The organism is bacterium Scap17, assembly GCA_013376735.1.
Lineage (GTDB): Bacteria > Pseudomonadota > Gammaproteobacteria > Pseudomonadales > Halomonadaceae > Cobetia.
Genome location: VINJ01000001.1, coordinates 3176356 through 3201017, shown reverse-complemented (window position 1 = coordinate 3201017; position 24662 = coordinate 3176356). Strand labels below are relative to the sequence as shown.

Sequence of the window (24662 nt, the reverse complement as noted above, 5' to 3'; positions counted from 1 at the left end):
GGGGGGCGACATGAACGGTCAGTGCTCAAGCACTGGCCGTTTTTTATGGTCGCCAGTCAGCAGGCTGTCCGCATGTAGCTAACATGGAGTCGATTGCTCAACCTGGACACGCGCGCACGCCAAGGGGCTCGCGATCCTCAAGGGGAGGGCGGGGAGTTGGATGAGTACTGCGAGGAGGCGAATGCGTATCGGGGGAAGCGAATGCGTATTGAGGAGAAAATGCCCAGCGGGGATGAGCCGCCTGTCATCATGTAATGGGAGCGAAGACCAGATTGGCGTTCGGGCTCAAGACACATTCATGGGACAAGGCGGCATCATCGGAATACTCAGGCATACGCCATCGAGGTGGCGGGTGTCTCGCCGTGAAGGGCAAGTCTTGCAACCTCGATGCGTTCCGGGTCCGGGCGGAGGGTTCAGGCGGAGGTGACGCTGGTGCCTGAGATGCCGGGAACGACCGGTTCAGCCAGCCGGTGTCATGATGATCGCATGCAGGTCCAGGACGTGCAGAGTGATCGATGGCATGGCAACCGGCAGGGCAGTCTGACCGTGCTTAGCGCGAACGGTAGACGATACGGCCCTTGGACAGGTCGTACGGAGTCAGCTCAACCTTGACCTTGTCGCCAGTCAGGATGCGGATGTAGTTCTTGCGCATCTTGCCGGAGATGTGTGCGGTCACGATGTGGCCGTTTTCCAGTTCAACACGGAAAGTGGTGTTCGGAAGGGTGTCGACGATGACGCCTTCCATTTCAATATGATCTTCACGCGCCATATAGGCTGATCCTCACTTATTACAGGGAATACTGCTGGTAGTTCCGAGCCGCCTCAGCACAAAAAGTGCCCGATTCGGGACTTCGATACGCGATATTGTGCCGTAAGGGCGGCGGCAAGGCAAAGCCGAAGCGCGATTGTACGCTCCTTGAGCGCCTGTGGGCAGTTCAGGAGGAAGATAAAAATCGGCTTCTTGCGCCGGGGCAACTTCCGGGAGGCGGTTGGTCGGCAGTCGGCGCTGTCTGGTGAGCTCCTGCTAGCTGAACGATGCTCATCTTGACGTTGTCAGACGCGCTTGCGTCGAGAGGGCGCCCGCAGAGCGCGTCACTCGCCGGGTGTCACTGACGCGCCTTGCTTGACCAGGCTCAGTGGCAGATGGCTATCGGTATGATTGGCCGGTATGCGTCGCCGCCAGTGGCTGCCATCCAGATACTCGAGCGGCTGAAAATGCTGCTTGTAGTTCATCTTGCGGCAGTCACGGATCCAGTAGCCCAGATAGAGGTGGGTCAGGCTTTCGCGGCGTGCCTGCTCGATCTGCCACAGCACCGCGTAGGTCCCCAGCGAGCGCTGATTCAGTGATTCATCCGGATCGTAGAAGGTATAGATGGCGGACAGGCCATGACTCATGCGGTCCATGGCGGCGACGGCCACCAGACGGCCGTCGAGGCGAAAGCTCACCAGACGGGCGTAGTCATCGCGGGAGGTGAGGAAGGTGCGATACTGCTCATGACTGGGCGGGAACATGTCGCCATCCGCATGACGGCTGCGGATGTAGTGGGCGTACAGGCGATAATGTTCGGGGTCGAAGAGTGCCGGCCCCTCTTCGATGACCAGGTCGGCATTGCGACGCACCAGACGCTTCTGGGTGCGGTTGGGCGTGAAGTCGGCGATCGGCACGCGGACGGAAATGCAGGCACGGCAATCACCGCAATGCGGACGATAGAGATGAGAGCCGCTGCGGCGAAAGCCGAGCAGGGCAAGGGCGTCATAGACACCGGAATTGGGCGCTTCCTGCGGATCGAGAAACAGCGTGGTCGCCTGGCGGCCTTCCAGATAGCTGCAGGCGTGCGGTACCGTCAGAAAGAAGCGCAGATCGCGTTGCGGTTGCTTGGGGGTATTGCTGCTCACCGTTGCATCATCTCCCTCTTGGAATTGCCGTGGCCATCATTCCCGGGCGTGCTGCGTGGGCCGAGATATCAGTGACCACTTGCCCTCATGCCCTTGGCCAGTGGCATACTGGTCAAGATAGCTGATGAAATCGCTGCGGGCGATGCTGCGGGCGCCAAGACTTGCCAGGTGCGGAGTATGCATCTGACAGTCGATCAACGGAAAATCCCGTGCCTTCAATTCCTGGCACAGGATCACCAGCGCCAGTTTCGAGGCATCGGGCACGCGCGAGAACATCGACTCGCCGAAGAAGATGCGTCCACAGGCGACGCCATACAGGCCGCCCACCAGAGAATCGCCCTGCCAGACTTCAACGCTGTGGGCATGTCCCATGGCATGCAGGGCGATGTAGGCCTGCTGCATTTCTGGCAATATCCACGTGCCTGCCTGGCCATCGCGAGGAATGCTGGCACAGGCATTGATCACACCGGTAAAGTCGCGGTCGATACTGTAGCTCAGGCCTGCATTGCGCAGGCGCTTGGCCAGACTGCGGCGTACACGGACTTCCTCTGGCTTGAGCACCATGCGTGGGTCCGGTGACCACCACAGGATAGGATCACCCGGACTGAACCAGGGAAATATGCCGCGGGGGTAGGCCGCCAGCAGCCACTCGGGACTGAGTTCGCCCCCTGCACACAGCAGGCCGTCGGGCTCGCTCAGGGCGGTGGAAGCATGCGGAAAGTGGACAGGGGCAGGGGGAAGCCAGGGAAGCATGAGCAGCCTCTTGTCGGTTCGGGAACATGCACGGAGCAATGGGCTCCTGGCGCCTTGGCGTCATGAGCGGACGTGAATCGGCAATTATGACGTCACTGCCATCGAATGGTTATGATAACCGGCTGAAGGTACATGGAAAATCGCCCACAAGGTGCAAGGGGGATGGCGACTTGACTGCCAAGAGTGCCAGAAAGACAAGTCGGGAACAGGCCAAGCCTGAAACCCGTAGCCGCCGTGCGGCAGCAACACCCAGGAAGCGTGCCCGTCAGAAATCGGACTCGCCGGGCTTCTTCGCGCGTCTGCGCGGTGCTTCAGCCACAGAGGCTAGCTCGGCGCGCAAGACGCCGCGCGTCTCGGGCAAGCCCGCGAGGAAGGATGCCAGCGGCCAGCCTGCTGCCAAGACCAGAAACACGCCACGCGTGCAGGAAGAAAGCCCTGCAGCCCAGCGCCGCGCCGAGCGTCAGGCCGAACGCGCCGAACGCCAGGCCATCCGCGCCGAGCAGCGTGCGGAGAAGGCAGCGCGACCACCGTCACGCCTGACCACCACCCTGCAGGGCGTCAGCCGTGAAGGTGTGGTCATTCTCATGCTCAGCCTATGCGTCTTCATGCTGCTGGCGCTGTTCAGCTATGCGCCGACGGACCCCGGCTGGTCCTACAGCGGCCCTGAACTGACGCCCAGCAACTGGATGGGCAGCATCGGCGCCTGGCTGTCAGACGTGCTGTATTCGCTGTTCGGCGGCAGTGCCCTGTGGTGGCCGGCGATGCTGGGCTTCGGTGCCTGGCGTCTGATGCGTCAGCCCAGCACCGAACTTGTGTGGGACCCGACGGCCATCGCCGTGCGTGCTGGCGGCCTGTTCTTGCTGATCATGGCGACCTGCGTCATCGGCGATATCCAGTTCTACAGTCCTGACAGCCAGCTGACCAACGGCGCGGGTGGCATTCTCGGCAAGGGCATTGCCGGTGCGCTGACGCCGCTGATCGGCATGGGCGGCACGGTACTGGTCGCGCTGGCCAGTTTCCTGTGCGGTTTCACGCTGTTTACCGGCATGTCGTGGCTGACGGTCATGGATGAGCTGGGCAATGGCTGCATGCGGGTGTCCGGATGGTTCGCCGAGCGCTTCAACAGCCGCCGCGACGATCAGGACGCCTACGATGACGAGGCAGCCTACGCCGAGGAGTCGCTGACTCACGAGGATGGTGAAGAGGATGACGCGGATCGTGAACCAGCCCCCAGACTGAGCTGGTGGCAGCGTCTGCTGCCGAGCCGGCGTGCCCGTGAGGAGAAGTGGGATGAGGACAGCGACGAGATTCTGCTTGGTCGCCGGCAGGAGGCAGAAGGCATCGCCGCCGAACCGCGCGGCCAGCGCCGTGTCGAGCCGTCGCTGGATGACGGCACAGACGAGGCCATCAGCACTCGCGATGACTTCACGGACGACCGCAGCACCGATATCCCGTGGCAGACCGCTGAAACCACGCCTTCCGCAAAGGTGCCGGGCGCTGCCTACACCGAGCGCATGACGGTGCAGAGCGCCAATGTCAGCATCGAAGGGGTTGACCTGGCCGCGGCCCTGAAGACCGCCGTGGCGGCAGAGACAGCCTCCGCGCCGCGTGTCGCGCATGCCGATGTCACGCGCTCTCGCCTGCCGCAAGCTGCTGCCATTGAGGCTGAGCGCCAGCGTCATGCTGACGCCTCAGCCACGGCACAGGCTCCCAAGGCACCGACGCCAGGCCCTGCTGTCGAAGATACGGCATCAGCCTCCGACAGCTCGGCTGCCCCTGCTGCCTGGGATGCTGCCTCTGCCTTTACGCCGGCCGCTCGTCATGACACGGCTCGTCATGAGATCGCCCGTCACGAGACAGCGCAAGAGGCTCAGGCGCAGAGCGAGGCCGAAGCTCACAAGGCTTCGTCGCAAGCTCAAGATCCGTCTCAGGCGCAAGCTCAGGCTCGCGAGCAGGAGGCACAGCGCTTGGCCGAGCAGGAAGCGCAGCGTCTGGCAGAGCAGGAGGCGCAGCGCGAAGCAGAACAGAAAGTGCAGCGCACAGCCGAGCAGCAAGCGGCAGAGCGACAAGCGCAGCTTGAACAGCAGGCACAGCTCGAGAAGCAGGCACAGCTTGAGAAAGAGGCACTGCTTGAAAAGCAGGCACAGCGTGAGCGCGACGCGCAACTTGCGCGCGAGCGCAGCGGTGTCGCGCCGGATAGCCGCAATCAGCCGCCGGAGCCCAAGGACGACGATGATGCGCCCCTGCCCGTCAATGGTGGTCAATTCGCCACGGCCGCAGGGCTGGCAGCCGGTGCGGGTGTGATGGCGGCCGGTGTCGCAGCGGCCTCATCCGAGACTCCCGCTCGCAAGGCGGTCGTCTCCTGGGATGATGCCTTCGAGCAGCCGACGGGCAACGCGCCGACACCGGCAGACGCGCCTGCGGCGCCTAGCAGCCCATCTGTCACGCCGCCGCAGCATGCCCCTGAGCCGCGTCAGCCAGCAGCGCCTCATCAACCGGCCGAGCCGGTCGCGCCAGCAGAGCCGGATTCCGTGGCGCCTCAGGCCGAGCATGTGCCGCCTTTCGAGGCGCCGACAGCCACGCCGGAAGCGACATCCGCACCGGCCGAGCGCCCGTCCTGGGCCTATGACGGCGATGAGTCCGGCATGGTGCCGGGGGGCGGTCGTCTGGCGACGGCGGAGGATGCACAGGCGGCTGCCAGCGACCCCTCCGGCCCGACCCTGTGGACCGTGGAGCACATGCAGAGTCAGCGCCATGAAGGCGCCGATCAAGAGGAGGAGCCGGAAGGGGACTTGCCGCAGCTGAGCCTGCTGACGCCGCCGGATGCCCAGAAGCCCAACTACAGCGAAGAAGAGCTCGACCAGATGGCCGAGCTGCTGGTGGTGCGTCTGCGCGAGTATGGCGTCAAGGCCGAGGTGGCGGATGTCTGGCCGGGGCCGGTCATCACACGCTTCGAGATTCAGCCGGCGCCGGGCGTCAAGGCGTCCAAGATCTCCAACCTGTCGACGGACCTGGCGCGTTCACTGCTGGTCAAGAGCGTGCGTGTGGTCGAGGTGATTCCAGGCCGTCCGACAGTCGGCATCGAGATTCCCAACCCCAACCGCGCCATGATCCGTCTGCGCGAGGTGTTCGATTCCGATGCCTACCAGCTGGCGGAATCTCCGGTCACCCTGGCACTGGGTCAGGACATCGGTGGCGCTCCTGTCGTGGCCAACCTTGGCAAGATGCCGCACCTGCTGGTCGCCGGTACTACCGGTTCGGGCAAGTCAGTCGGCATCAACTCGATGCTGATCTCGATGCTTCTCAAGGCCACGCCGGACGAAGTGCGCATGATCATGGTCGACCCCAAGATGCTGGAGCTGTCGGTCTATGACGGCATTCCGCATCTGCTGGCGCCGGTGGTGACCGACATGAAGGAGGCCGCCAACGCCCTGCGCTGGTGTGTCGCCGAGATGGAGCGTCGCTACAAGCTGATGGCCGCCATGGGCGTGCGCAACCTGGCCGGCTTCAATGCCAAGATCGATGAAGCCGAGGCACATGGTGCCCAGATCGCTGACCCGCTGTGGGAGCCGCAGCCCTGGGAGATGCATCAGCATCCGCCGGTGCTCGCCAAGCTGCCTTACATCGTGGTGGTGATCGACGAGTTTGCCGACATGTTCATGATCGTCGGCAAGAAGGTCGAGGAGCTGATCGCACGTCTGGCCCAGAAGGCGCGTGCCGCCGGGATTCACCTGATTCTGGCCACCCAGCGTCCGTCGGTGGACGTGGTGACCGGCCTGATCAAGGCCAACATCCCGACGCGCATGGCCTTCCAGGTCTCCTCCAAGATCGACTCGCGCACCATCCTCGATCAGGGCGGCGCCGAGGACCTGCTGGGCCACGGTGACATGCTCTACCTGCCGGCCGGTGCCGGCATGCCGACGCGCGTTCACGGTGCCTTCGTCGATGATGACGAGGTTCACCGTGTGGTCGACGACTGGAAGCGTCGCGGCTCGCCGGAGTACATCGAGGAGATCCTCACCGGTGGTGTGCAGGCGGATGCGTTGGCCGGTCTCGAGGCTGAAGGCGAGGACGGCGATGCCGAGCAGGATGCGCTCTACGATGAGGCCGTGGCCTATGTGGTCGAGTCGCGTCGTGCCTCCATCTCTGCCGTGCAGCGTCGCTTCAAGATCGGCTACAACCGCGCCGCGCGTCTGGTCGAGGCGATGGAGATGGCGGGTGTCGTCTCCGCGATGGGCACCAATGGCTCGCGGGAAGTGATCGCGCCCAACCACAGCGGCTAGTCACTCTGTGGCATCGCCGCACGCTGGAGCACGAAGGGGAGCTTTTTGCTCCCCTTCGTGTCAAAGATGTCAGATAACCGTTCGCTGTCAGCAGGATAGAGGCAGCAACCTTCCCGAATCGCTGAAATGATGATGGTCAGATGCAGGGCCTCGGTGCCGAGGCTTGTCACTGGTCTTCTTCATCGCAAGGAGTTTCATGAAGACATTGTCGCGTTCTTTCGCTTCTTCGTTGACCACTCGTCTGGCCAAGGGGCTGGGTGCCGCTCTGATGCTGGGCATGGCCGCGTTGCCGGCGCATGCCGAGGAGTCGGCGGGCGATCGCCTGTCGCGCCTGCTGGAGCCGCTCAAGACCTATGCTGCCGATTTCGATCAGCAGATTCTCGATGCTTCCGGTCAGCGCCTGCAGGAAGCCCACGGCAAGATGTGGCTGTCGCGCCCGGGCAAGTTCCGCTGGAGCGTCGACGCGCCGTACCGGCAGGAAGTGGTCTCGGATGGCAAGGAAGTCTATCTGCATGACCCGGACCTGGAGCAGGTCACCGTGCAGCCGCTGGATGACCGCGTGACGCACACGCCGGCATTGCTGCTGTCCGGGCGCTCCAGCGAGCTGACCGCCAACTACGAGGTTCAGCGCCAGCAGCAGGGCGCGCGTGAGACCTTCACGCTGACGCCCAAGCAGGCCGATACGCTGTTTGAAAGCCTCAAGCTGACCTTCGACAGCGAGCAGCTCGACATGCTGCAGATGGCCGATTCCACCGGTCAGCGCACGGCGATCGACTTCAGCAACGTGCAATACAATCCGTCGCTGCAGGATAGCCGTTTCGTGTTCCAGATCCCGCAAGGCGCCGACGTCATTCGCGAGCAGTGATCGCGCCCAAGGTGCAGCGCAAATTGTGAGCACATCGCAATATGCTGAACAAACAGGAACGCCCGGACCAGACGGTCCGGGCGTTCCTGTTTGTGCCAGTCGCGACTTGGCAGCCATATGTGCGTGAGATTCGCCGCTGATCAGCTCTGTTCGGGCGTCTCGCCACGGTCTGCAGCGGCGTCCTGCTCGCGGCGCCAGCGCTCGATCTCGGCGAAGCGCTTCTCGCCACCATGTTGGGTCGGGCGGTAGAACTGCTGGGTCGGCAGCTCTTCTGGCCAGGCATCGTGGGAGCTGCCGGCCGGATAGCCATTGGGCTCGTTGTGGGCATAGCGATAGCCTTCGCCCATGCCCAGCTCCTTCATCAGCGTGGTCGGGGCATTGCGCAGGTAGACAGGCACTCCGAAGTGAGGCTGCTGGCGCACGAAGGCGCGGGCTTCCTTCCAGGCCACCTCGATGGCATTGCTCTTGGGCGCGATGGCCAGATGAATCGCCGCATGCGCAATGGCGCGCTGACCCTCGTAGTCACCCAGGCGCAGATAGGCGTCCCAGGCGGCGATGGTCAGTGGCAGGGCACGCGGGTCGGCATTGCCGACATCCTCGGAGGCAATCGCCGTCAGGCGCCGAACGACATCCAGCGGGTCGCCGCCACCATCCATGAAGCGTGCCATGTACAGCAGCGCCGCGTCGGGCCGCGAGGAGCGTATCGACTTGTGGATCGCCGACAGCAGGTCGTAATAGTCATCGCCCTGCTTGTCGAAGCTGGAGGCCTGGTGGCCCAGCACGGCCTCAAGCGAACTGTCCTCGAGTATCTCGCGCGTTCCTCCCTGGGCGTCGGGCTCACGACGCACGAAGTCACAGGCGGTCTCCAGTAGGCCAAGGGCACGGCGTGCATCGCCGGAGGCCGAGCGCGCGATGCGGGTCAGCGTCTCGCGGCTGGCTTCGATATGACGCTTGCCGAGGCCGTTGACCTCATCCTTGAGGGCGCGCGTCAGCACCTCGATCAGGTCGTCCGTCTCCAGGGCCTTGAGCACATAGACCCGCGCCCGTGACAGCAAGGCCGAGTTGACCTCGAAGGACGGGTTCTCGGTGGTCGCGCCGATCAGCGTCAGCAGGCCGGATTCCACATGCGGCAACAGGGCGTCCTGCTGGCTCTTGTTGAGGCGGTGGATCTCATCGAGAAACATCACCGTCTGGCGATCGCTGGCCTGGAAGTGTCTGGCGCGCTCTACCACCTCGCGGATGTCCTTGACGCCGGCCATCACCGCCGAGAGCTGCTCCAGGTGGGCATCACAGCCCTTGGCGAGAATCTCGGCCAGCGTCGTCTTGCCAACCCCCGGCGGCCCCCACAGGATCATCGAGCGCACCACACCGGAGGCCACCATCTGGCGCAGCGGCATGTCAGGCCCGACCAACGCTGTCTGTCCGATGTAGTCATCCAGGGTGCGTGGACGCATGCGGAAGGCCAGTGGCGCATGGGAATTCGAGGCGGTATCGGCAAAAAGATCCATCGGCGAGTCTGGCTCCGGCAGGCGTGGGGCAGTATTGCGCTCATCATGGCCGATCCTGCGGACCTGTACAAATCAGCAGGGGCGGCGCGCTCAGTCAGCGGCCTCAGGCCGCGCGTGGCATTGCACCAGACTGTCATGTTTCTTTGCCAGCATGAGACGCTCATTCAGGCAATCCCACCCAACGTCTAACTGGCGCTCGGGGGATGTGTCCTACACTTCTAGGTGACGACATTGCTACATTCGGTAGCAATGCCCGAGGCGGCAGCGCTGTCTGCCAGCATCGGCCACCTGTTCCGTCAGGAGGAGGAAGTCATGCCCAATGTGACTCAGCTGCGCCAGGACCACGCCAACATGGCTCGTCTGCTGCACGTGCTTTCGCATCGCCACAAGACGCTCGTCAGTGGTGAGCGTCCCGACTTTCGCATGATGCGTGAGGTGGTGGATTACATTCTCGATTACATGCAGGGCTTCATCATTCCGCTGGAGCGTCAATGCACCCAGATGCTGTGCGAACGCTCCGAAGACGCCGCGCCACTCTGTCAGCGCCTCATCCAGCAATATCGCACCCTGCACGAGCGTCTGGACAAGCTGTCCGACAACCTCGACAGCATCCTGATGGACCAGATCATCCCGATGGACCAATTCAATGCCGACCTGCGCGACTATGTGGAGGCACACCGTGACTACCTGCGCGCCGAGCGCACCGAGCTGTTCCCGCTGATGCGCGATAATCTCAGTGACGAGGAATGGCAGCAGCTGACCGATGCCATCCCGCATGCGCGCGCCGAACTCGAGCGCCTCCAGGAGGCCTATCCGGAGCTCTACGCCGAGCTGACCGAGAGTGACGTCGTGACGGCCTGACTCATGCGTTCTGCTGCGTGACGCTAGGCGCGATTCCCCGCAACACAGAAAGAATCCCCACTCTGCCCGCCACAACAGAAAGAATGCCAAGTCGTCGGCGGGCATTCCCGAAAGTCTCCGCGTTCCATCTCCCCCACACTGAGGTCATTCCATGACGCCCGCCGCGTTCCGGTGGGCGTTGTCCTTGGCGGTGTTCCGCCTTCTTGGATGACGGCCGAGCGGCCCGGGAGACAAGCGATGAGTGCTCAATCTCTTGCACGACAGTGGGCAACTTCCCAGGACGGAGCGACGTCCGAGCCTGCCCAGTTCGCCAGCGAAGGCATTGCTCTGGAAGATCCGCGCCTGTTTCGCCAGCTCGCCTACGTGAATGGCTGCTGGGTGCATGGCGAAGGTGGACGCGAGGAGGCGGTCTTTGATCCCGCCACCGGCGAGCGTCTCGGCCAGGTGCCGTGGCTCGAGGAGGCGCAGATCGACGCCGCCATCGCCGCCGCCGATACGGCTCAGCGTGAATGGCGCAAGCTGCGCGTCGACCAGCGCGGCGAGCTGCTGGATGCCTGGTACGACCTCATCCGCGCCCACAAGGAAGACCTGGCCATGCTGATGACGCGTGAACAGGGCAAGTCGCTGGACGATGCGCGTGGTGAGGTGGAATACGGCGCCAGCTTCGTTCACTGGTTCGCCGAGGAGGGCAATCGTGCCTTCGGCGAGACCATCCCCAGCCATATCCCGAATGCCGCGCTGGGCACCGTGCGTGAGCCTATCGGTGTCGCGGCGCTGATCACGCCGTGGAACTTCCCGCTGGCGATGATCACCCGCAAGGCCGCGGCCGCACTGGCGGCGGGCTGTACGGTGCTGGTCAAGCCGGCCGGCGAGACGCCGTTCTCGGCGCTGGCGCTGGCGGAACTGGCCGAGCGCGCCGGCATTCCCGCCGGTGTCTTCAGCGTCATCACCGGCGAGGCCTCCGAGGTCTCCAGGCAGCTGTGTGACGACCCGCGCGTCGCGGGACTCTCGTTCACCGGCTCCACCCGGGTCGGGCGTCTGCTGCTGCAACAGTGCGCCGACAGCGTCAAGCGCGTCTCGCTGGAACTGGGCGGCAATGCGCCCTTCATCGTCGGGCCGGACATGGACCCCGAGGAAGCGGCGCGCGCCGCCGTCGATGCCAAGTTCCAGACTTCCGGTCAGGACTGCCTCGCGGCCGACCGTATCCTGGTCCACGACAGCCTCTACGAGGACTTCCTGAGCCACTTCGCACGCATCATGAAGCAGCTCAAGGTCGGCAATGGCCAGGTGAAGGGGATCGACCTTGGCCCGCTGATCCACCGCGACGCCGTCGCCAAGGCGCAGACCATCGTCGATGACGCCGTCGAGCGTGGTGCGCGGCTGATCCACGGTGACCAGAGCATGGCGCCGGGCCCCAACTTCTTCATGCCGGTGTTGCTGGCCGACATCACGCCGGACATGCGCGTCTGGCGCGAGGAAACCTTCTCGCCGGTGGCCGGCATCACCGCCTGGCACGATGAGGAAGAGGTGATCGCGATGGCCAACGACACCGAATACGGCCTCGCCGCCTACGTCTATACCCACGATGTGCGCCGCATCTGGCGACTGATGCGTGGCCTGCGCTTCGGCATGGTCTCGGTCAATTCCGTCAAGATGACCGGCGCGCCGATTCCCTTCGGTGGTGTCAAGCAATCCGGCCTGGGCCGCGAAGGCGGTCGTCAGGGGCTCGAGGAATATCTCGATATCAAGTACTACTGTCTGGGTGGGCTGGAAAGCGCCTCCGGAAGTTGAGACGGACATCCTTCACTGTCACATGTCAATCATGGCGACCGGTGGCCATTGAGCACCACCGGTCGATCGCCCCTAGTTGAGCATTCGGAGAGTCACATGAGCACCGATAACACCCTGAGCCAGGCCGCCAGCTTCGACGACGCGACCTCGACCGATGAGCTGATTCGCCGTGACCGCAAGGTCACCTTCCATGCCTCGACCCACCTGCGCGATTACGCCCAGGGCGATGCACCGGGCCGCGTGATCACCGGCGGCGAAGGCATCCGCATCCGTGAGCGTGACGGACGTGAGCTGATCGACGGCTTCGCCGGCCTCTACTGCGTCAATATCGGTTACGGGCGCACGGAAGTCGCCGATGCCATCCACGAGCAGGCCCTCAAGCTCAGCTACTACCACACCTACGTCGGCCACTCGAATGAGCCGCAGATCGCGCTGTCCGAGAAGATTCTCGAGCTGGCCGGCCCCGGCATGTCCAGGGTCTATTACGGCATGTCCGGCAGTGATGCCAACGAGACCCAGCTCAAGCTGGTGCGCTATTACCACAACGTGATCGGCAAGCCCGAGAAGAAGAAGGTCATCTCGCGCTGGCGTGGCTATCACGGCTCCGGCATCGCCTCTGGCTCGCTGACCGGGCTGGCAGCCTTCCATGATCACTTCGATCTGCCGATTCCGGGCATCCTGCACACCGAGGCGCCGGACTACTACCGCCGTCCTGCCGAGTGCGCCGAGATGAGCGAGCGCGAATTCTCCACCTGGTGCGCCGAGAAGCTCGAGGCGATGATCCAGGCCGAGGGGCCGGAGACCGTCGGCGCCTTCATCGGCGAGCCGGTGCTGGGCACCGGTGGCATCGTGCCGCCGCCGGAAGGCTACTGGGAGGCCATCCAGGCCGTGCTCAAGCGTCACGACATCCTGTTGATCTGCGATGAAGTGGTGTGTGGTTTCGGGCGCATCGGCAGCCAGTTCGGCTTCCAGCACTTCGGCATCAAGCCGGACCTGGTCACCATCGCCAAGGGCCTGACCAGCGCCTATCAGCCGCTGTCCGGGGTCATCGTCGGCGACCGTGTGTGGAAGGTACTGGAGCAGGGCACCGGCGAATTCGGCCCCATCGGCCACGGTTGGACCTACTCCGGGCATGCGCTGGGCGCCGCCGCCGGTGTCGCCAATCTGGAGATCATTCGCCGCGAGGGCCTGGTCGACAATGCCCGCGATACCGGCGCCTATCTGCAGAACGCCATGCAGGCCGCCTTCGCCGATCACCCCATCGTCGGCAATGTGCGTGGCATCGGCCTGCTGGCGGCACTGGAGTTCTCGCCGCAGCCGTCACAGCGCAAGGCATTCGACTCAGGGCTCAAGGTCGGCCCGCGCATCTCCGCGGCGGCCCTCGAGGAAGGCCTGGTGGCACGCGCCATGCCGCAGGGCGACATCCTCGGCTTCGCGCCGCCGCTGGTGGTCACGCCTGAGGAAATCGATGACATCGTCGCCCGCGCGCGTCGCGCCGTGGACAAGGTGCATCAGGAGCTTGTCGACAATGGTGATCTCTCTTCCGGTGATCCCACTTCTGGTGACAAGTAGGTCATGGCATTGACCTTGCCCCCGCTCAAGAGCACACGGGAAACGCCGCTGGCGCTGGCCGATATCCATGCCGCGCGCCAGCGGTTGTTTCATTCATCGACGGCCACGGGTGTCGAACGCACGGCGCTGGTACCGTCACCGGGGCTGTCGCGCCGCTTCGATGCCGAGATTCTGCTCAAGCTGGAGACCCGCCAGCCCACCGGCGCCTTCAAGCTGCGCGGGGCCAGCAATCTGCTGGCCGCCGTGGCGGAGCAGGCCTCCGGCGAGGCCTACGAGCGCCTCCAGTGCGGTGTGACCACCGCCTCCACCGGCAATCATGGTCGCGCGCTGGCCTACGCCGCGATGCGCCGTGGCCTCAGGGCGGTCATCTGTCTCTCCGAGCAGGTGCCCGCCAACAAGGTGCGTGCCATCGAGGCGCTGGGTGAGCTGGGCGGTGCCACTGGTGGCAGTGTCGAGGTGCGCCGGGTCGGGCGCAGCCAGGACGAGGCCTTCCACGAGGTCAATCGGCTGGTCGAGGAGGAGGGCATGCTGGCGGTGCCACCCTTCGATGACCCGCTGATCGCGGCCGGTCAGGGCACCATCGGGCTTGAGTTGATGGAGGATTGCCCGCAGCTCGATCAGGTACTGATTGGACTGTCCGGCGGCGGCCTGCTCGGCGGTATCGGGGCGGCGCTCAAGGCGATTCGCCCCGAAACCCGCGTGCATGGCATCAGCCTCACCGAAGGCGCGGCCATGTGGCACAGCCTGCAGGCAGGCGAGCCGGTGGAGGTGGAAGAGGTCGCCAGCCTCGGCGACTCACTGGGCGGCGGCATCGGGCTTGGCAATCACACCACGCTGCCGCTGGTGCGCCGCGTGATGGATCACCACCATCAGGTCAGCGAGCGTGCCATCGCCCGCGCCATGCTGATGCTGCTGGAAGAGGAGAAGCTGCTGGTCGAGGGCGCCGCCGTGGTCGGTCTCGCCGCACTTGAGGCCTCACGGCTGGGGGAGAGTGACCCGGGGCTGGCCGAGTCGATCCGCGGCCAGCGTGTCGCGCTGATCATCAGCGGCAACGGTGTCAGTCTGGAGACCTTCGATCAGGCCCGAGCGCTGCTGGCGGACGCTCAGCAGTGATTTTTTCGCCCATGGCTCACAGCGTGAGACAGCTGACGGCACACCAGAAGGAGGGCGCATGACGGAAACGACTCAAGAAAGCATGCAGACATATTCCCGTGAACAGATCGAGCAGGTCGTGGGGCTGGATACCACGGCGCTTGCCACCATCCGTGACGCCTTTATCGCGCTGGGTCAAGGCAGGGTGGTGCAGCCGCCGATCCTGTCGATGGCCATCGAGGAGGCCAATGGCGAGGTGGACGTCAAGACGGCCCACATCCAGGGCCTCAAGCACTTCGCGATCAAGATCAGCCCCGGCTTCTTCAACAATCCCGCCCGTGGCCTGCCGAGCCTCAATGGCCTGATGGTGGTGTTCTCCGCCGAGACCGGCCTTGCCGAGGCGCTGCTCAATGACGGCGGCTATCTCACCGCCATTCGCACCGCACTGGCCGGGGCCGTGGCGGCCGAGGCCCTGTCGCGCCCTGACAGCAAGCGTGTCGCGCTGATCGGCGCCGGTGAGCAGGCGAGCCTGCAGCTGGAGGCGCTGCGGCTGGTGCGCGACATCGAGAGTGTCGATGTCTGGGCACGCGACAAGGAGCGGGCCGAGCGTTTCGCGCGTGAGACGGAGGAGCGGCTGGGCCTCACCATACGTAGTCATGACAGCCTGCACGCGGTCTGCCAGAACGCCGACATCATCGTCACTGCCACGCCGTCTCACACGCCGCTGCTGGAATACACGATGCTGCCGGAAGGCGTGCATGTCACCGCTATGGGTTCCGACAGCCCCGAGAAGCGCGAACTGGAAGCCGACGTGCTGACCGATTGCGACTACTTCGTGTGTGACAGCCGCGCCCAGTCGGAAATCAATGGCGAGCTGAAGGGGCTGGATGACGACCAGGCCAAGGCGTGCGAGGTGTACGAGCTGGGCAAGCTGCTGGCCGATGGGCGCCGTCTGCGTGAGGGTGACCAGAACAGAGATGAAGAGACCGAAACCACCACTGATACCCGCATCACGGTGGCAGACCTGACCGGCACCGGCGTGCAGGACACCGCGATTGCCAGCCTGGCGCTGGCTCGACTCGCCCAGCGCTAGCGCGCAGCGACAGCGGGTCGTGAAGGCGCGACGGACTTGCCCAGCGCGGCGCCGCATGCGAGGGTCACGCAGTAACGGCAGGAAGCCGTTGACTCTCTCGTCCACTCGGAGCCTGTCGTGACTCGAACCATGCCCTCACCCCCTGCTGCGCCGCGCGCCCTCAATGCTGCTCCCGGGGTAGAGGTCCGCCGCTCGCCGCTGGCGGACCTCTGCGCCGACTGCGATGCCGTGACGCTGCTGCCACCGCTATCCCCGCCGGGTGAGGGATATCTGCGCCATTTCTGCCAGCTGGACTCTCCGCTGGCGGTGTTCGATCTCGACGATACCCTGCTCGATGGCGACTGCACTGGCATGTGGATGCGCTGGATGGCCGCCTGTGGCTGGATCGAGGATGTCGAAGCCTTCATGGCCATCGGCGAGCGCCATCAGAGCGAGTATCACGCCGGCACTCTGGATATCCACGAGCACACCGGCCATCTGCTCAGCCCGCTCATCGGGCGGCATCGCGATGAGGTACGCCGCGAGGTCGATGGCTTCGTGGAGGAGATGGTGATGCCGCGTCTGCTGGAAGGCGGCATCGCGCGTCTCGCCGAACACGGCGAGGCGGGCCATCGCACCCTGATCATCTCCGCCTCCATGCACCATCTGGTCGGCCCCATCGCCAGTCGCCTGACCGCCGATGGCGCGCTGGCCACCCATCCTGCCTTCGATGAAGCGGGCCGCTTCACCGGCGAGACCACCGGCATCGTCACCTTCCGCGAAGGCAAGCTGGCGGCGCTGGATGCCTGGCTGGAAGACGCAAGCCAGCTCAAGCGTGCGCCGCAGGCACTGTGGGGCTACTCCGATTCCCACAACGACCTGCCGCTGCTCGAGCGGGTCGATTATCCCCACGCCACCCAGCCGGATGCGCCGCTGCGCCAGTTCGCCGAAGCGCGTGGCTGGCCGGTGGTCGATTGGCGCCAGTCGCACCTGTCCATCGAATCGGACTGAGCGTGCATGAAGCCGGCGACTGACTCCCACCTTTCCCGCGATCACAGCCCGGATGCCAGAGCCCTGCAGGCGCGTGGCGTCGCGCTGACGGCGCTGGGCGTGCTGCTGATCTCGCCGGATGCGCTGTTGCTGCGCCTCGCCGATGTCGCCGATGGCCCGCTGGTGTTCTGGCGCGGCCTGCTGACGGCCATCGGCTTCGCGCTGATTCTGCTGCTCACCCAGCGCGGCGGGCCTGGCCAGCGCTTTATCAGTGCGCTGGCACGCATGCGTGGCTGCGGGCGCACGGGGCTGTGGGTCGCGCTGCTGTTCACCGGCTCCACGCTGGGCTTCGTGCTCGCCAATCAATACACCCGCGCCGGCAATGTGCTGATCATCCTCGCCGCCAGTCCGCTGTTCGCGGCACTGATGTCGCGGCTATGGCTGGGCGAGCGCCAGCCGCGCCATGTATGGGGCGCGATTCTGGTCTCGCTGGCGGGCATCACGCTGCTGGTGATGGACGAGGCGGGCAGCGGCTCGCTGACCGGCAATCTGCTCGCGCTGGGCTGCAGCCTGTCGCTGGCGGGCAACTTCACGCTGTGTCGCACGCGCCCGGGCCTCGACATGAGCCCGATGCTGACACTGTCAGGACTGCTGACCGCGCTGTGCGGCCTGCTGGCCTGCATATGGTTGGCAGCCTCTGGGGGAGGGGTAGGCGAGGGTGCAGCAGAGGGCCTCGAGAGCGTGCTCACCCAGCTATGGCCCTCGCACAGCGATGATTTCGCTCAGCGCGCCGGCTGGCTGGTGCTGCTGTGTCTGGTGCTCTCGCCGCTGGGCTTCACGCTGATCCAGCGCGGCCCGCTGTATCTGCCGTCCGCCGAGGTGGCACTGCTGATGCTGCTGGAAAGCGTGTTCGGCATCCTGTGGGTGTGGTGGGTGCTGGACGAGTCGCTGACCCTGCGCGGCTGGGTGGGCGGCGCCATGGTGCTGGGCGCGATGCTGATCAAGAGCCTGATCGACCGCCGCCTGCGTCACCTGCAGGCCACGCGCGCGCCTTCTGCGGATGCGTCTGCGGGCGGCAACTGATACAATTCCTCCTATCCCCGAGTTTATTCACTGTCAAATGACAGCCCTCCGGACGCCTCACGGCGACCGGAGCGAAGAGCTCATGGCGCGAAGAAAGCCACAGTGCGACCGGAAACGATAGCGACTTCACGACGCGAGCCAGGCGCGAGCGGCACTGCCCCTGACGGCAGTGATGAAGATTGCCACAACCGGACGCCAGACTGACTCGACAGCGCCAGGATTCAGCACGCACACCACCTTCCCCAACCTGTTGCGGACGACTCGATGACAAGCAGCCTCAAACAGCAGTGGCTCTCCAACCTCCGGCCCGACATCCTGTCCGGCCTGGTGGTGGCGTTGGCCCTGATCCCCGAAGCCATCGCCTTCTCCATCATTGCCGGTGTCGACCCCAAGGTCGGCCTGTATGCCTCCTTCTCCATCGCCGTGGTGACCGCCATCGCCGGTGGCCGTCCGGGCATGATCTCCGCCGCCACCGGTGCCATGGCACTGCTGATGGTCGACCTGGTCAAGGACCACGGCCTGGAATACCTGCTGGCCGCCACCGTGCTGACCGGCGTGATCCAGATCATCTTCGGCTACTTCAAGCTCGGCTCGCTGATGCGCTTCGTGTCGCGCTCGGTGGTCACCGGCTTCGTGAATGCGCTGGCGATCCTGATCTTCATGGCCCAGCTGCCGGAGCTGACCAACGTCACCTGGCACGTCTACGCCATGACCGCGGCCGGTCTCGGCATCATCTACCTGCTGCCGCTGGTGCCAAAGGTTGGCAAGCTGCTGCCGTCGCCGCTGGTCTGCATCATCGTGCTGACCATCTTCTCCATGGTCGTCGGTCTGGATATCCGCACCGTCGGCGACATGGGCGAGCTGCCGGACAGCCTGCCGGTGTTCCTGATTCCGGACATCCCCTTCAATCTGGAAACCCTGTGGATCATCCTGCCGTACTCGCTGCCGCTGGCGGTCGTGGGCCTGCTGGAATCCCTGATGACGGCCACCCTGGTCGATGACCTGACCGACACGCCGTCCGACAAGAACCGTGAGTGCAAGGGCCAGGGCGCGGCCAACGTCGTCACCGGCTTCCTCGGCGGCATGGCGGGTTGCGCGATGATCGGTCAGACGATGATCAACGTGAAGTCCGGCGGTCGCACACGTCTCTCCACCATGGTGGCGGGTGTCGTGCTGCTGATTCTGGTCGTGTTCCTCGGCCCGTGGGTCTCGCAGATTCCGATGGCCGCTCTGGTCGCGGTGATGATCATGGTCTCCATCGGCACCTTCTCCTGGCAGTCGATCCGTGATCTCAAGACCCACCCGATGTCCACCAACATCGTCATGCTGGCGACGGTGGCCGTCGTGGTCGCGACCCACAACCTCGCGCTCGGCGTGCTGGTCGGCGTGCTGCTCTCGGCGCTGTTCTTCGCCAACAAGATCGGTCAGGTGCTGCATATCGGCAGCGACATGAATGCCGATGGCCGTACCCGCGAATACCGCGTGGTCGGTCAGGTGTTCTTCGCCTCCAGCGAGCAGTTCCAGGCCGGTTTTGACCTCAAGGAGACCGTCGAGCGTGTCGTCATCGACGTCAGCCGTGCGCACTTCTGGGATATCACCGCCATCGGCGCGCTGGACACCGTGGTGGTCAAGTTCCGCCGCGAGGGGACCGAGGTCGAGGTGCGTGGCCTCAACGAAGCCAGCGCCACGCTGGTGGATCGCTTCGCGGTGCATGACAAGCCGGATGCGGTCGAGAAGCTGATGGGTCACTGATCCCGTTGGTGCCACCCGCCTGATCGAGAGCGATGGCGCCAGCAGCGTGATTCATGCGGAAAGACGGCGGGCAGTCCCACACGGGCTGCCCGCCGTTTGCGTTCATGGGGCCGGAAGGTGGTAATCTCGAGACAGGCGCCCGAAGCGCCAACCTTGATCGTCAGCATAAGGAAGCACGCCATGAGCCAATCCTCTGCCAGTGCCCCGACAGGCCATGACAAGATCACCGCCTGCATTGACGGCTCCGCCTTTGCCGTCGCCGTGTGTGATGCCGCCGTATGGGCAAGCCAACGTCTCTCGGCACCGCTGAGCTTCCTGCATGTGATCGACCGCCATGAAGGGGCGGGCGAGACCACCAGTGATCTTTCCGGCAGCATCGGGCTCGGCGCGCGCGAGCACCTGCTGGAAGAACTCGCCACCCTGGATGAGCAGCGCGGGCGCATCGCCCAGGAGCAGGGCCGTCTGATGCTGGAGGCCGCCTACAAGCGCGCCGTGCAAGCGGGTATCACCGAGCCGCGCCCACGCCAGCGCAATGGCGAGCTGGTCGAGACCCTGGAGGAACTGGAAGACGAGATTCGCCTGCTGGTGATCGGCAAGCGTGGTGAAGGGGCGGAGCAGGCCAGCGAGCACCTGGGCAGCAATCTGGAGCGCGTGATTCGCAGCCTGCATCGTCCCGTGTTGGTGGTGCCGGGTGAGTTCGCTGTACCGACTCGGGTGCTGATCGCCTTCGATTGCAGCAGCACCATCAAGCGCGCCGTCGAGGTGTTGGCGGCAAGCCCGCTGCTCAAGGGCGCGGAGCTGCATCTGGTGATGGTCGGCGCGGAAACGGTGGAGCATCAGGCACCGCTGGACGCCGCGCGCGACACTCTCACCGCGGCAGGTTTCAGCGTGCAGGCCAGCTTCAAGGCGGGGGAGGTAGAAGCCTGCCTGCGCGAATATGCCCGACAGCACGCCATCGACATGCTGGTGATGGGCGCCTACGGCCACTCGCGCATCCGTCAGTTGCTGGTCGGCAGCACCACTACCGAGATGATTCGCAACGCCACGGTGCCGCTGCTGATCTTGCGCTAGCACTGTTCAGCCCACGCCCTGCCGGGCAATGAGAACGCCGCGCCTTCCCGTGTCATGTCGGGACGGCGCGGCGTCTTCATTTCTGCCTCCTGGGGAGTGGTTACAGGTACGCAAGGCAGAAACCCTCTCGACGACTGGAAAATACCCCGCAGGTCGCGTTGCGCCGCCCGCCGGAATCTGGAACGCTGATGGCCGCTTATCCTCATTGCGCGCCATGCCGCTGAGGGGGTTTCCCTTACGCTGGTGCGTCTTTCACACTCCAAGAAGAACGGTACAAGGACACTCTCCATGAGCGATATCCAACGTCACGACACCAAGGCACGCATGAGCCGCGCCGTAATCCACAACAACACCATCTACCTGTGTGGCCAGGTCGCCGGGCCGGACCACCGCTTCGGGAATATCACGGACCAGGCCAACAGCATGCTCGCGCGTGTCGATGCATTGCTGGAAGAAGTCGGCACCGACCGCGAGCACCTGCTCTCCGCCACGGTCTATCTCAAGTCGATGGACGACTTCAAACCCTTCAATGACATCTGGGATACCTGGGTACCACAAGGCCACGCCCCCGCCCGCGCCTGTGTACAAGCCGCCATGGCCAGCCCGGAACTGCTGTGTGAAATTACCGTGGTCGCTGCGGTGAAGTAACTCGCAGTATGGTTTTTCTAACCCCGCCAGAGATTTCTCTGGCGGGGTTTAATTTATCATTTATAATTAATTTTATTATCTTAATATTATAAGGGTGTTTATGGAAAACAAGTTGAGTTTTAAAGATAGAATTGATTTCTTGAAAAATTTACTGGACAGAGTCGATGGTTGGCTTAAGTTTGCTGAAGCTAAGAATGGATTCTTATTTACTTTCACGCTAGCTAGCATAGCGATAGGGTTTAGACTAACTTCTCAATATGAGTTTAATTGTTTTGGAATTATTTTATATAAATTTGCATTTCTTATTTGGATAGTCGGTTTGATTTTTTTGCTCGCAGCTTATGTTCCAAAAATTAATGATATTATGTTAGATGTTTATAAAAATAGAGTTGGAGAAAATAATATTGAGAACGCCGATTTGGTGTTTTTTAAGGATATAGCTGACATGGATAAAAGCTCCTATATAAAAGCAATGAAATGTGAATTGTTGGATGAAGGTTCTGAGTTTACTGAACTAGAAATTTCATTTATAAGACAAATTCATATAAATTCTAGGATTACATTAGATAAGTTTTGGGTTTTTATTCCTGCTTATGTGGCTTATTTAATAGGGCTTGGTCTTGCCTTGCCATCGTTTTTATTCTTCACTATTTAGAGGCCTTTTATGTCAAGCACTGGACAATATATTGATGAAATCAAAGGTATTATAGAAAGAGCTGGTGAAGAATATAACCATGGTGCGCTAGTAAATAACAAAAGATTAATTCCAAGTCCTGAAAATATTCCACAAAGGAATAATAGTTGGATTAGGATAAATGGTGTTATTTCTGTTTTTGTGGATATGGCTGGATCAACTAAGTTATCTGCAACTAGGCATGAAAAAAGTACTGCTGAAATATATCAGTATTTCACAGGAACTATGTGTAGGGTGCCGGATGATCGGATTTCACAACGAAGCTATCCTTTGTTAGCCTCTCGTGAGCTCATCAAGCAATTGATTCAGGAAAAGCTTCATGGACATCAAGCTGCATAAGCAAGCGACGACGACACCGAAAATCCGTGCCGACATCCAAGCAGCTCCCTCCAGCATGACGAACAAAGATCTCGCTCGTCAGTTCGGGGTCAGCGTCTCAACTATACAGCGCTGGCGCTATCGTGATGATGTCCTGGATCGTTCCCACACACGTCATAACCTACTCGCGACTCTGACCTCAGAACAGGAAGAGATCGTCATCGCCGCACGTGAACTGCTTCGCCTGGGGCTCGATGATCTACTTGTCGTTGCTCGGGAATTCCTGAACCCCAATCTGTCGCGTTCCGCACTTCAGCGCATGCTCAAACGACGTGATGTACCGACTCTCGCCAAGCTGGCGCGTCAAGATGCGAAGGAGGACGAGAAGCCCAAGCATCGGCCTTTCAAGGATTATGAGCCCGGGTATGTGCACATTGATATCAAGCACCTGCCCCAAATGCCTGACGAAGATCAGAAGCGTTATCTCTACGTCGCGATTGATCGTGCCACTCGGTGGGTGTATCTGGAGGTCAGATCAAGTCAATCTGCAAAGGACGCCCAGGCGTTCATGAAGCGTGTGGAAGAGGAGGCTCCCTTCACGATTCGAACCGTGCTCACGGACAACGGTAAATCCTTTACCGACCGCTTTACCGTGGGTGGCGAACGTAAGCCCAGTGGACATCACCTTTTCGATCAGGAATGTCAGAGCCATGGCATCGAGCATCGATTGATCAGGCCAGGCAGACCCCAAACGAACGGGATGGTGGAGCGCTTCAATGGGCGTATCAGCGATGTACTGGCGACTCGGCGTTATGACTCAAGTGAAGATTTAGAACAGACACTCGAGCGTTATTGCTGGCTCTATAACCACCACATTCCTCAGAGAGCACTACACCACAAAGCGCCTATAGCAGCAATGAAGGAGTGGCAGGTCGAACGACCTGAGCTGTTTACGCAAGCTATAGTCAATCAGACGGAACCCGACAACTATGGTAAAAATCTTTAAGAGCTTTGGAGCATCTTATATCGATATTAAAGGCGATGGTGTCTTTGCGTTATTTGACTACAATCGACCCCATACTGCTTTATGTGCTGCTATAACCTGTAAAACTTTCTGCGAAAATGATTTTAGCAAAAAAGTTTTTAGGAAGAGGAAGCTATCTATAGGTAGCCATATAGGGATTGATCAAAAAACTGTATTAGTAAAGAGGATAGGTCTAGAACCAAGGGGAGGTGATGACTCCCATCTACGTAATGAAGTTTGGGCTGGTAGACCAGTGAATATGAGCGCTAAGCTAGCATCTCTGTCTGAAAGAGGAAAGATTGTTGCGTCATCAAGATTTTTATTAAATATTACAAGTCGTAAGGCTAAAGAATCTTGTGGATGTAATAATGCTGGTGTTTCTACCCCGCTATGGGAGGAGATAAATCTTGAAGATAATGATAATTTCGATTTTTCTAAAGCTATGGTTTTAAAATCACTGTGGTGTGAAGAACATGGAAAGCAATACTGTAGAGAGTTAGTTTCTCAAGAATCCGAGTAGGTTTAATTAACTTTGGATTTTATGATGATAATTTTTCGGTGAAGGGTTTGATGCTCTTCTATTAATTTTTAATACTGCCTCATACCTCACCCATTCGCGATAAAACCCGTCCAATCGTTCTGTCTCGCTGAGGTGTGATGCCTCAGCGAGGCGTTCGCGTGCGTCTGTAGGCAGCATGGCGATGCGGGTGTCGAGGTCGTGGGCGTGGCGGGGGTTGCGGTATTCGAGGTCCAGCCCGAGCGGGGCGGTGGCGAGGCCGACGAGCACATGGCCGTGGCGGTGGGCGATGGAGACGTGAAAGCCCGCCGGTAGCGCAGGGTGATAGGGTGCCTGGCCACGCGGCGACCAATCGGCCAGCGCAAGCTGGATGCCTTGAGCAGCGGCGAGTTCACCGAGCAGAAGGCGGGCGAGGCGCGATTCGGCTTCACGTTGCTGGCGACGGCGGGCCTTGGCAGATGACACGGGGGGGGCAGCGTTATCCACATCCGGCTGGCGAGCGCGCAGCGAGCGACAGCTGGAGGTTTCAGTGGAGGGGCTGGCAGAGGAATCAGCCGAGTCAGCACAGGAGGCTGGCAGCACACACGCCTCGGCCAGCCACAGGCGGGCTGGCCGAGAGGATGATTCAGAGCAGGGATTCGGCAAGGCGCTGGCAGCGCCGCCAGTTGCAGATGCCAGGGAGGCGGCGAGGGCGTGGGGATCATGCGAGATCAGCGGCTCGCCGTTGGACAAGTCGGCGCTCGGCGAACCCGTGCTCAGCGAAGCGATGTCATCTGATGCAGCGCGTCCAAGCACCACGCAGCGGTAGGCGGGGTGATCGGTCGGGCGCCTCGCAGGCGTGCCTGCCACGTCATCCACAACCGGCTCACTTG

General features: G+C 62.3%; 20 protein-coding genes and 2 pseudogenes. 17 read left to right on the top strand and 5 right to left on the bottom strand.

Annotation, left to right across the window (positions count from 1 at the left end):
• Window positions 1-550: 550 nt before the first annotated feature.
• The 3 genes from infA to FLM52_13550 form a co-directional block, all read right to left on the bottom strand.
• Complete coding sequence (gene infA / locus FLM52_13560) at window positions 551-769, bottom strand: translation initiation factor IF-1 (protein ID NVN56801.1); 219 nt, start codon at window positions 767-769, stop codon at window positions 551-553.
• 323 nt (window positions 770-1092) lie between these two features.
• Window positions 1093-1896 carry an arginyltransferase gene (locus FLM52_13555; GenBank protein NVN56800.1) on the bottom strand — a complete coding sequence of 268 codons (804 nt, stop codon included), beginning with the start codon at window positions 1894-1896 and terminating at the stop codon, window positions 1093-1095.
• A gap of 36 nt (window positions 1897-1932) precedes the next feature.
• Window positions 1933-2649 carry a leucyl/phenylalanyl-tRNA--protein transferase gene (locus FLM52_13550; GenBank protein NVN56799.1) on the bottom strand — a complete coding sequence of 239 codons (717 nt, stop codon included), beginning with the start codon at window positions 2647-2649 and terminating at the stop codon, window positions 1933-1935.
• 86 nt (window positions 2650-2735) lie between these two features.
• On the opposite strand from FLM52_13550, the pseudogene FLM52_13545 reads away from it, so the two are divergent.
• From FLM52_13545 to lolA, 3 genes and pseudogenes are all read left to right on the top strand, one after another.
• Window positions 2736-3728, top strand: a pseudogene (locus FLM52_13545) (hypothetical protein).
• Window positions 3729-5357: 1629 nt separating this feature from the next.
• A pseudogene (locus FLM52_13540) lies at window positions 5358-6932 on the top strand (DNA translocase FtsK).
• 196 nt (window positions 6933-7128) lie between these two features.
• Complete coding sequence (gene lolA, locus FLM52_13535; GenBank protein ID NVN56798.1) at window positions 7129-7797, top strand: outer membrane lipoprotein chaperone LolA; 669 nt, start codon at window positions 7129-7131, stop codon at window positions 7795-7797.
• A 140-nt stretch (window positions 7798-7937) separates the two neighbouring features.
• Here the strand turns inward: lolA and FLM52_13530 are convergent, their stop codons facing one another.
• Complete coding sequence (locus tag FLM52_13530; protein ID NVN56797.1) at window positions 7938-9305, bottom strand: replication-associated recombination protein A; 1368 nt, start codon at window positions 9303-9305, stop codon at window positions 7938-7940.
• Between the two features lie 312 nt (window positions 9306-9617).
• Here FLM52_13530 and FLM52_13525 point away from each other — a divergent pair, with 312 nt between their 5' ends.
• The 14 genes from FLM52_13525 to FLM52_13460 all read left to right on the top strand — a co-directional run bounded on the left by FLM52_13525 (window position 9618) and on the right by FLM52_13460 (window position 23793).
• The gene (locus tag FLM52_13525; GenBank protein ID NVN56796.1) at window positions 9618-10166 is read left to right on the top strand and encodes a hemerythrin domain-containing protein; all 549 of its coding nucleotides are present in this window, start codon (window positions 9618-9620) and stop codon (window positions 10164-10166) included.
• A 237-nt stretch (window positions 10167-10403) separates the two neighbouring features.
• Window positions 10404-11957 (top strand): NAD-dependent succinate-semialdehyde dehydrogenase, encoded by a 1554-nt coding sequence (locus FLM52_13520; GenBank protein NVN56795.1) that lies wholly within the window; start codon window positions 10404-10406, stop codon window positions 11955-11957.
• Window positions 11958-12053: 96 nt separating this feature from the next.
• A complete protein-coding gene (locus FLM52_13515) occupies window positions 12054-13529 on the top strand; it encodes an aminotransferase class III-fold pyridoxal phosphate-dependent enzyme (protein ID NVN56794.1) in 1476 nt (491 codons plus the stop codon).
• 3 nt (window positions 13530-13532) lie between these two features.
• Entirely contained in the window at window positions 13533-14642 is a 1110-nt protein-coding gene (locus FLM52_13510) for a pyridoxal-phosphate dependent enzyme (GenBank protein NVN56793.1), read from the top strand.
• Window positions 14643-14724: 82 nt separating this feature from the next.
• Entirely contained in the window at window positions 14725-15714 is a 990-nt protein-coding gene (locus FLM52_13505; protein NVN56792.1) for a cyclodeaminase, read from the top strand.
• Between the two features lie 129 nt (window positions 15715-15843).
• Window positions 15844-16704: an HAD-IB family hydrolase gene (locus FLM52_13500; protein ID NVN56791.1), complete on the top strand. Its 861-nt coding sequence runs from the start codon at window positions 15844-15846 to the stop codon at window positions 16702-16704.
• A 6-nt stretch (window positions 16705-16710) separates the two neighbouring features.
• On the top strand, window positions 16711-17766 hold the full coding sequence (locus FLM52_13495; protein ID NVN56790.1) for a DMT family transporter: 1056 nt from the start codon (window positions 16711-16713) through the stop codon (window positions 17764-17766).
• Window positions 17767-18030: 264 nt separating this feature from the next.
• Window positions 18031-19518 carry a SulP family inorganic anion transporter gene (locus FLM52_13490; protein NVN56789.1) on the top strand — a complete coding sequence of 496 codons (1488 nt, stop codon included), beginning with the start codon at window positions 18031-18033 and terminating at the stop codon, window positions 19516-19518.
• Between the two features lie 180 nt (window positions 19519-19698).
• Window positions 19699-20589, top strand: coding sequence for a universal stress protein (locus tag FLM52_13485; protein ID NVN56788.1), 891 nt, complete (start codon window positions 19699-19701; stop codon window positions 20587-20589).
• A 288-nt stretch (window positions 20590-20877) separates the two neighbouring features.
• Entirely contained in the window at window positions 20878-21237 is a 360-nt protein-coding gene (locus FLM52_13480; GenBank protein ID NVN56787.1) for a RidA family protein, read from the top strand.
• A gap of 112 nt (window positions 21238-21349) precedes the next feature.
• The gene (locus FLM52_13475) at window positions 21350-21892 is read left to right on the top strand and encodes a hypothetical protein (protein ID NVN56786.1); all 543 of its coding nucleotides are present in this window, start codon (window positions 21350-21352) and stop codon (window positions 21890-21892) included.
• 9 nt (window positions 21893-21901) lie between these two features.
• Window positions 21902-22270, top strand: a complete 369-nt coding sequence (locus FLM52_13470; GenBank protein ID NVN56785.1) for a hypothetical protein — start codon at window positions 21902-21904, stop codon at window positions 22268-22270.
• Window positions 22251-23255 carry an IS481 family transposase gene (locus tag FLM52_13465; GenBank protein ID NVN56784.1) on the top strand — a complete coding sequence of 335 codons (1005 nt, stop codon included), beginning with the start codon at window positions 22251-22253 and terminating at the stop codon, window positions 23253-23255. Before FLM52_13470 ends, FLM52_13465 begins: the two co-directional genes overlap by 20 nt.
• Window positions 23239-23793 carry an adenylate/guanylate cyclase domain-containing protein gene (locus tag FLM52_13460; GenBank protein NVN56783.1) on the top strand — a complete coding sequence of 185 codons (555 nt, stop codon included), beginning with the start codon at window positions 23239-23241 and terminating at the stop codon, window positions 23791-23793. Before FLM52_13465 ends, FLM52_13460 begins: the two co-directional genes overlap by 17 nt.
• Before the next feature lie 6 nt (window positions 23794-23799).
• Here FLM52_13460 and FLM52_13455 read toward each other — a convergent pair whose 3' ends face one another.
• A complete protein-coding gene (locus FLM52_13455) occupies window positions 23800-24522 on the bottom strand; it encodes a hypothetical protein (GenBank protein NVN56782.1) in 723 nt (240 codons plus the stop codon).
• Window positions 24523-24662: the final 140 nt, after the last annotated feature.